The organism is bacterium, from assembly GCA_036524115.1.
Classification (GTDB): domain Bacteria; phylum JAUVQV01; class JAUVQV01; order JAUVQV01; family DATDCY01; genus DATDCY01.
In genome coordinates this window covers 1-8,577 of sequence record DATDCY010000004.1, presented here as the reverse complement: position 1 = coordinate 8,577, position 8,577 = coordinate 1, and the positions used below count along the sequence as shown (strand labels likewise).

Sequence of the window (8,577 nt, the reverse complement as noted above, 5' to 3'; positions counted from 1 at the left end):
CGCCCAGCGCGAGGGCGGGCCCGGCGCCGGCGGGCGCGGCGTGGTCCACGCTCAGGCCGAAGGGCGCCACGACCAGCCCGAGGTAGCGCGGGAGCACCGCGAGCTCCGTGGCCCAGTGCGCCAGGTAGTCGCCCGCGCCGGTCCCCGAATGGAAGATGTAGCGCTGCGGTGCGTTCGCGATGATCGCGGCCCGCAGCGCGGCGTTGCCGACGGCCACCGACCCGAAGAGGGCGGCCGGGAGCCGCCAGCGGCCGGCGACGGGTGAGCCGTGCTCGCGCGCGCCGGCGAGCGCGAGCAGGACGAGCACGCCGGCGAACGGCAGCGCCGTTTCCTTGGTGAAGACGGCCAGGACGTAGGCCAGGGTCGAGCCGGCGAGCCACGCGCCGCGCCCGGTCGCGAGGTGGCGCAGCAGCAACAGGACCGCCGCGAGGGCGAACACCGCCATCAGCAGCGCGCTGCGCGCGGCGTTGTAGACGACCGCCTCGGACTGCACGGGGTGCGCGGCGAACGCCGCCGCCGCCAGCAGCGACCAGGGCCAGGGGTCCCTCCCGCGCAGGGCGCACAGCCGCTGCAGCACGAGGAACAGCAGGAGGGACCCGGCCACGTGGAGCGCGAGGTTCGTCAGGCGCCACGGCGCCGGGTCGAGGCCGGAGGCGAGGTAGTTCAGCGCATAGGTGGCGAACAGCACTGGCCGGTACAAGCCAATCTGCAGGTAGCGCTCGTCGAGCATGTCGGACATGACAAAGAACTTCAGCACGTTGGCCGGGTCGCGGATCTTCTGGTTGTCGACGACCGTGTGGTGGTCGTCGAAGACGAACGGGTAACGCAGCGTCCCGCCGTAGACCGCGGCCGCCAGGGCCGCCAGCACGGCGAGCGCGATCAGCAGCCGCCCCCGTTTCACCTCCGGCTCACCCCGCCCGGTGTCGTGCCGGGCCGCGCGGCAGCCGCCCGTGGATCGGGTCGCGCGGGACCGACTGGATGTCGTGCCCGATGAACGCCAGCAGGAGCATCGCGCCGAGGATGACCGGCAGCGCTGAGAGCATGACGGTCCCGCTGCTGGCGAAGACGTCGTGCACCGAGCCCTGCCACCACTTCATGGCCCCGAAGACGCCGCCGAAGAGCACCAGGAGGGAGCCGAGCACCAGTTCCAGCGAGGCGAAGTTGAAGTCCCGCAGGAAATAGTTGTAAAAGATCCGGCGCGCGAAGTTCCGCGCGTGGCCGGCGGCGAAGCGCACCGCCTCGCGCGGCAGCCGCAGGCTGCTCGCCGCGCCGCCGTAGACCGCCCGCATCGGGATGTCCGCCACCACCGCCCGCAGCGTGTTGAGGCGAAAGAGCATATCGGTCTCGAAGAAGTACCCCGGGTCGATCTTGCCGGCAGGCAGCCACGCGAAGACGCGGGCATGGATGGCAACGTAGCCGTTCGTCGGGTCGAAGATGTTCCAGTACCCCCCGGAGAGCTTCGCGACGAACGACAGGACGGCGTTCCCGGCCAGCCGCGCCCGCGGCATCGCCGCGACGTCCTCGAGGTTGAAGAAACGGTTGCCCTTCGTGTAGTCGGCGTGCCCTGCGGCGATCGGCGCGACGAAGTGCGGCAGGAGCGCCGGGTCCATCTGCCCGTCCCCGTCGATCTTGACGATGACGTCCGCGCCCTCCTCCAGCGCCCGCCGGAAGCCGGCGAGCGTCGCGCCGCCCACCCCGAGGTTGCGCTCGTTGAAGAGGACCCGGACGCGCGGGTCGCCGACGCCCTCGTGCACGAGCCGACCGCTCCCCTCGGGGCAGCAGTCGTCGACCACGTAGATCGCCGCCACCGCCGGGGGGACGGCGCGGACGACGGCGAGCACCGTCTCGCGCACGCGGTAGCAGGGTATGACCACCGCCACCTGCAATCGCTCCCAGCCGGCACCCGCCACAGAAGACCCGGACCTGCCCGTCATGGGCGCTTCCCCCAGCTTCCGTCGCCGACGGGCCGACTGGCTCGACGCTCCCCGCGGCGGCGCCGCCGTCCGCAGCGTGTGGATTCTCCCGGCACGGGGGGGCGATGTCAAGGACGGCGGCCGCGATCGGCCGCGATCGCGCCGCTCGCGCGCCGCCGGAGGCCTGGGCCCGCCCGCTAGGGCGCGTCGCGCGCCACGCGAAAACCGACGAAATCGCTCTTGTTGTACCAGTAATAGCAGGAGGCGCTCGCCACCTGGGCGTTCGAGGCGATCGACTGCCACGACCCGCCGCGCACGGCGAAGGCGTTGCCGGTGCCCGGCGAGGGCGAGACCTTCCAGCGCGTCGAGGTCCACTCCAGGACATTGCCGGTCATGTCGCGAAGTCCCAGCCGGTTGGGCTCGTAGCTGCCGACGGGCGCGGTGTAGACGTACCCGTCGTCGTGCCCGAAGCTGATGCCCTGCCCGGCCCAGCTCAGGCCCAGCACGCGGCGCGCCTCCTCGCTGGCCAGGTTGCCCGAGAGCCTCCCCTCCGGCCTGCCGTCGCCCCAGCTGTAGGCGGTGCGCGGCTCGCCCCAGCCCGCGGCGTACTCCCACTCCACCTCGCTCGGCAGCCGCACGCCTGCCCAGTCGCAGAAGGCCTTGACGTCCGCCCACGAGACGCAGACCACCGGGTGGTCGTCCCCCTGCGGGAAGCCGGGGCTGCGCCACGTGGCACCGCGCCCGGTCTCCCAATGGTCGCCGGCGATCTGGCGGCAGCCGCCGTCCGCCTCGGCGGCGGTGCGGTACCCGGTTGCCTCGACGAACTGGCGGAACTGCCCCACCGTGACCTCGTCCCGCGCCAGCAAGAAGGCCGTCACCCGCTCGACGCGCGGCTTCTCCTTCGCTCCCGGGGCCTGCATCGTGAACTCGCCCGCGGGCACGGCGACGAACTGCAGCCCCAGGCGCGCCCACAGCGCCTCGAGGCGCGCCTGCCGCTGCTCGGCGCTTTCAGGCGGCGGCTGGGTCGGGCGCGCCGGCGCCGCCTCGCGCAACAGCGCCTTTGCCGCCGGTGCGGCCGCGGGCACCGACGCCGCCGGGGCCGTCGGTCCCATCTGTGCCGGTTGCGCCATCTGCGCCGCCTGCCTGGCCGTCCGGGGTGCTCCGTCGGTGCCGGCCGCCGCCCCGCCTGCGCCTCCATGCGCGCACGCCCCGGCGACGAGCACGACCGCGAGCGCCCCGACGCCGACGGCCCGCGCCGACGCCCCTCCGACACCGAGGAGATTTCCCATCGAGCGACCCGCCTTTCCCCCGGCGCCCGCCGGGAAGACCGCCTGAGCGAACCTTGACATGCTTTTTGGATGCCTATATGTTCCAGCAGGTTCGGGCCGGTGGCCCGCTTGGCAATCGCCCAGGGGGAGGTCGGACAGTGTGTGCAGCTCGGATCTGGCGGCTTCGAATGGCGGCGGCGGCCGCGTGTGTTCTCCTCGCGCTGCCCGGCACGGCGCACGCGCTCAAGGCGGGCGATCCCTTCCCGCATTTTGTCGCCCCGGACATGTCAGGGGCCATGATCGACACCAAGGCGATCGGCAAGAAGGTGATCTTCATCGAGTTCTGGTCGATCTACTGCTCGAGTTGCGTGGCGCAGATGCCGCACGTCGTCAAGATGTACGACAAGCTCAAGGACCAGGGGCTGCAGTGCATCGGCATCGACATGGACTCCTACGGCGTGGCGCGCGTCAAGAAGTTCCTCGACGGGCTCGAGTTCAAGGTCACCTACCCCAACATCATCGACGCCAAGATGCAGATCAAGGCGCTGCTCGGGGTGAGCATCCTGCCGACGACGATCGTCGTCGACACGACGGGCAAGGTCGCCCTGTTCCACGTCGGGTACAAGCCCGGCTTCGAAGTCGAGATGGAGGAGTTCGTCAAGAAGCTCCTCCCGGGAAAATAGGAGGACCGCCAGAATGCGCTCCCGCGTCGGCTCCCTCGCCCTTGTGATCGCTTTCACCCTGCTGGCGCTGCGCCCGCCCACCGCCGCCGCGATCGACGCCGAGACGCTGCCGGTGGGCTCGGCGGCGCCGCAGTTCTCCGCCGAGGACGCCGACGGGAAGCCGTTCGTCCTCGCCGAAGCGCTCAAGGAGAAGCCGGTGATGCTCGTCTTCTTCTCGCTCTTCTGCGGCTCGTGCATGGAGGAGCTGCCGATCATCGAGCAGGAGAAGTCGAAGTTCGAGGACAAGGTGCAGATCCTCGCGGTGAACCTCGACGAGGCCAACCGAGCCAGGAGCCTCAAGCCGGCGGCGAAGGCCAAGGGCTTCCCGACGGTGCGGATCCTCTTGAACAAGGTCGAGAAGAAGGCCGAGGACGGCAGCGTCGTCAAAAAGGAATTCCAGATCGACACCGCCTACAAGATCAGGGCGACGCCGGCGCTCTACCTGATCAACCGCGACGGGACGATCGCCTACGGGCACTACGGGCCGCTCAACCCCGACGAGCTGGCCGCAGTCGTTGCGCAGGCGCGCTAGAGGCGCCCGCTCGCTCTCCCGCCGCCGGCGGGTTCCAGTCCACCGCCGGCGCGGTATCGCCGCTCCCGCGGCGCGCCGTCCCGCTGTTGACAATTACAGTTGCGTTACCTAGTATCGGCACGCGAATTTTCACTTGCGAACGGAGGAGATTGGGAATGGGAAAGAGGTCGCGGTCCGACACCGAACACGCACGAGCACGCGTCCTGGTCGGGTGCATCGCCGCCGGGCTCGCGCTCTGTCTCGCCGCGGCCCCGCTCGCGGCCCAGGGCCTCAAGCTCGACACCGCCAAGGAGAAGGAGGCGGACGTCTACGACCGGCCGAACCCCCACAGCGACCTTGACTGCGGCGACTGCCACGAGGGCACGCCGCCGAAGGACGCGACGGCCGACACCGTGAAGTTCAAGAACGCAGACAAGGGCAACGTCGACCTCTGCATGAGCTGCCACGACCCGTCGGACAACGTCCATCCCATCAACCGGGACCCGACCAAGGCGACCCCGAAGGTCACCGTCCCGGCGATGTTCCCGCTGGAGAAGGTCGGCGCGAACAAGGGCACCGTCGTCTGCTCGACGTGCCACTTCATCCACACCAAGACCGCGGGCCTCAAGCTGCTGCGCGGCTTCCCGGCATCGTCCGACCCGGAGGACGTCAAGAAGGCCAAGTTCAGGGACCGGCGCGACATGTGCCGCTCCTGCCACGGCGAAGGCCTCAAGCAGAAGAGCCCGCACCAGGGCAAGGCCGTCGCGGACACGAACAAGAAGGCCTGCTCCTTCTGCCACGGCAAGGAGCCGAAGGAAGGCGAGAAGGTCCAGTTCACCAAGAACCCCGTGGAGCTGTGCGACTTCTGCCACGCCGCCACGCGCGGCGGGCACTTCCTGCTGGTCAACCCCTTCGCCGATCCGAACCTCAAGGACGACATCGCCAAGGCCAACCTGCCGATGATCGGCGGGGCCTTCACCTGCGTCTCCTGCCACAACCCGCACGGCGGCACCGGCGAGGAGAAGTTCCTGCGCAAGGATTTCGTCACCCTGGCGCTCAAGTCGACGCGCGTGCGGCCGCACTTCATGAAGGCCTTCTGCGAGGCCTGCCACAAGGTGCGCCCGAAGGTCGCCAAGGGCGCCCCCGGGGCGCAGCCGCTTTCGGAGATCCCGCTGCTGACCGACGACCCGAACCAGCTCTGCAACCGCTGCCACGAGTCGGGGCTCTCGAAGGCCAACGCCCACCCGCTCAAGGAGGTCACCGGCATCTACAAGGAGCGCATGCCGAAGGACTGGCCGCTGAGCAAGACCGGCGGCCTGACCTGCCTGACCTGCCACACGGGCGGCGACTCGCCGGTGCTCGACCCGGACAACCCCAACTTCCTGCGCGGCGCGCCCTACAAGACCCGCAACGAGGTCTGCTGGAACTGCCACCGGCAGGAGGAGTTCGCGTCGCTGAACCCGCACGAGCGCATCAACAACCTCGAGGGGTGCGAGTTCTGCCACCAGACCAAGCCGGACATCGACAAGCTCAAGGCGGGCATCACGCAGCAGGTCAAGTTCAAGGGCGACATCGTCATCCTCTGCATCCGCTGCCACGAGATCTTCGACCATCCCTCGAGCGTCCCGCACCTGGGCAAGCCCGATCCCGAGAAGATGGCGGCCAAGAACATCAAGATCGCGAAGGACCTGCCGCTGGACGCCTTCGGCCGCATCACCTGCTCGACCTGCCACAACCCGCACGCCACGGGCGAGCTGCGCGGCGTCGCCGGCGGCATGTCGATGTCGATGATGCTCTGCTCGAAGTGCCATCCCTTCTAGGCGGCGCGCGCACCGGCTGACCGTTCACAGCCCCCGGCCGACACCGGCCGGGGGCTGTTCCTCATTCCGGGGCCGCTCCGCGATACACGCGCGGGGGGGCGCCCCTTCGGGTCGTCCCTCAGGCGCCGCCGGCCCGGCGGCTCACTTCTCGTGGCACTGCACGCAGAGCGCCTGATAATCGTAGGTCGTGCCCTCCGCGTCCGGGACCTCCCACTGGTCGTACAGCGGCAGCGTGAGCAGCGGTCCGACCTGCTTGATGTCGGCCGACCTGACCTCCAGGATGATGGTCGCCGCCGATGCGTCGTGGGTCTGGTGGCAGGAGTCGCAGTTCATCGCGTCGGCGCGCGGGTAGGTCGCCGGCCCGGTGGGCGCGTTGGGCGTGTTCGCCCCCGTCCCGTTGGGGTTCTCCGGGATGCGGAAGGGCCCGCCGGTGGTCTTGAGCGTCTGCTGCTCCCGGCCCGAATCCACGGCGAAGCTGACCGGATCCCCGGTCATCGGGTGGTTGCCCCCCTTGCTGGACCCCCTGCCGTGGCAGGCCTCGCAGAGCGGGTTGCTGTCCACGACCGCCCCCTCCGTGTACTCCTCCATGAGCAGCGACGATTCCGGGGCGACCGACGTCCCCTGCAGGGAATGGCAGGACTCGCAGACCAGGACCGGCTCGTCGGAGGTGCCCCCGAAGCGGGACTGCCCGCCGACGGGCCAGCGGTCGGTCTTCGCGTTCCACGGGTTCCCGTTGACGCGCCCCTGCGCGAAGTCGAGCTTCGTCTTGCCGAGGAAGTGGCTCCCGTCGCCGAGCGCCTGGTACTGCTGGTTCTCGTGCCGGCCGCCCTCCCTGCCCCGCGTCGGGGTGAAGCGGGACCCGGAGTCCGTGTGGCAGCGGAAGCACTCGAGCGAGCGCTCCAGGAGGAACCGCTCGCCCTTCGCCTCCGCGATGCGGCCGTTGTCCGAGGGCTGCGTGGCCGAGAGCGAGGGGTCCTTCGGCCGCCAGTCCGGGTCGAGGCCCGGCATCCCGGGGACCGGCCAGTTGTGCGCGCCGCCGGCGACATGGCAGTCGTCGCAGGTCAGGTCGTCGTCCTGGTTCCCGATGAAGACGTCGCGGAACCGCCCTCCCCCCATCAGCCCCGCCCCGACGGGGTGGTGGAGGCCGAAACCCTGCGTGTGACAGTCGGCGCAGATCGCCGTCGTCTCGTCGCGCAGCAGCGGCGTCCCGAGGCCGTCGCCGCGCGGCGGCGCCTCCGGTTGCGCCGTGAACGCCGCGAGCGGGTGCGGCAGGTGGCAGGAACCGCAGACGAGGTTCGGCTGCATGACGGCGGTCGAGTTCCCGCCCGCCGGCCACCCGGCCGGCAGCGCCGTGACGCCGCGCTCGCCCAGCGCGTCGAAGTCGTCCACCGGATGCGTGAAGGGCATGCCGCCCGGATTCGGCCACGCCGCGCCGGCGTACCCCGCCGGCTGCGGCCCGCGGTGGCAGCTCTCGCACAGCGCGCTGGAAGCCCCGCCCGCCCCGTTGGCATGCCCGGCCGCGTCGGCCCCCTGGGGGACGGCGAGCAGGTCCTCCGTCGGCGGCGTCTCGGTCCCGCCCTCCGGGTACCTGCCGTGCACGGCGTGGCAGGTGTTGCACCCGACGCCTCCGCCGCCGGCCCCGGTCGTCGTCGCGCCACCCACCAGGTGCGGGCCGAGGTTGTGCGTCCCGGGGGCGCCGGCGTCCCACGCGAGCAGTCCCAGCGCGGCGAAGCTCGCGTCCACCGGGGCAGTCTGCCGCAGCGGCCCGGGCACGTCGGTGCCAAGCGGGTGGCTGCCCGGGTTGGTGGCCCCGAAGTACGACGTCCCCCACTCCCCGGGCTCCGCGGACTCCTGGCCGCCCACGAAGTTGCGGCGCGGGTGGCAGCGCAGGCAGAGCCGGTCCATCGAGTCCCAGAGGAAGGGGCGGAACCCGTCGTCGTGCACGTTGTGGCAGGTCGTGCACTCGAACTCTCCGCCCGCGGCCTCCGCTACGTACGGCAGCGTCATGTCGGAGGCAGCCTCCCCGTCCGGGTTTCGCCCGGCGGCGCGCCCATGGGAGTGCTCGTCCCAGACGTTCGCGAGGTTCGAGGCGATGATTCCCGACCCGCCCGCGTCGCCGGGGCCGTGGCAGTAGTAGCAGAGCGCGCCGATCACCCCGTAGCGGTTCTTGCCGCTCATGTCGGTCGGCCAGAGCTTCTCGCCCGCGGCCTTGTGCGGCAGGTGGCAGACCGCGCAGGTGCCCCCGGCGTCCCCCCCGAGGTCGTGGGCGGTCCCCGCGACCCCGCCCTGCGCGCCGCGGGCGGCGAACAGCGCCAGCGAGGCGGCCGCAAGGGCCGCGGCGGC

Annotated in this window: 7 protein-coding genes; 3 read left to right on the top strand and 4 right to left on the bottom strand. The window is 71.1% G+C overall.

Annotated features, from left to right (window positions below):
* From VI078_00230 to VI078_00220, 3 genes are all read right to left on the bottom strand, one after another.
* Positions 1–901, bottom strand: a 901-nt coding sequence (locus VI078_00230; GenBank protein HEY5997713.1) for a hypothetical protein, incomplete at its 3' end; no start/stop codon positions are given.
* Positions 902–908: 7 nt separating this feature from the next.
* On the bottom strand, positions 909–1,880 hold the full coding sequence (locus tag VI078_00225) for a glycosyltransferase family 2 protein (protein ID HEY5997712.1): 972 nt from the start codon (positions 1,878–1,880) through the stop codon (positions 909–911).
* A 230-nt stretch (positions 1,881–2,110) separates the two neighbouring features.
* Entirely contained in the window at positions 2,111–3,202 is a 1,092-nt protein-coding gene (locus VI078_00220) for an SUMF1/EgtB/PvdO family nonheme iron enzyme (protein ID HEY5997711.1), read from the bottom strand.
* Between the two features lie 167 nt (positions 3,203–3,369).
* On the opposite strand from VI078_00220, the gene VI078_00215 reads away from it, so the two are divergent.
* The 3 genes from VI078_00215 (at position 3,370) to VI078_00205 (ending at position 6,234) form a co-directional block, all read left to right on the top strand.
* On the top strand, positions 3,370–3,864 hold the full coding sequence (locus VI078_00215) for a TlpA disulfide reductase family protein (GenBank protein HEY5997710.1): 495 nt from the start codon (positions 3,370–3,372) through the stop codon (positions 3,862–3,864).
* A gap of 13 nt (positions 3,865–3,877) precedes the next feature.
* On the top strand, positions 3,878–4,435 hold the full coding sequence (locus tag VI078_00210) for a TlpA disulfide reductase family protein (protein HEY5997709.1): 558 nt from the start codon (positions 3,878–3,880) through the stop codon (positions 4,433–4,435).
* A 155-nt stretch (positions 4,436–4,590) separates the two neighbouring features.
* Positions 4,591–6,234, top strand: a complete 1,644-nt coding sequence (locus VI078_00205; protein HEY5997708.1) for a hypothetical protein — start codon at positions 4,591–4,593, stop codon at positions 6,232–6,234.
* Between the two features lie 141 nt (positions 6,235–6,375).
* Here the strand turns inward: VI078_00205 and VI078_00200 are convergent.
* Positions 6,376–8,577: cytochrome c3 family protein (locus VI078_00200; protein HEY5997707.1), on the bottom strand; the 2,202-nt coding region annotated here is incomplete at its 5' end.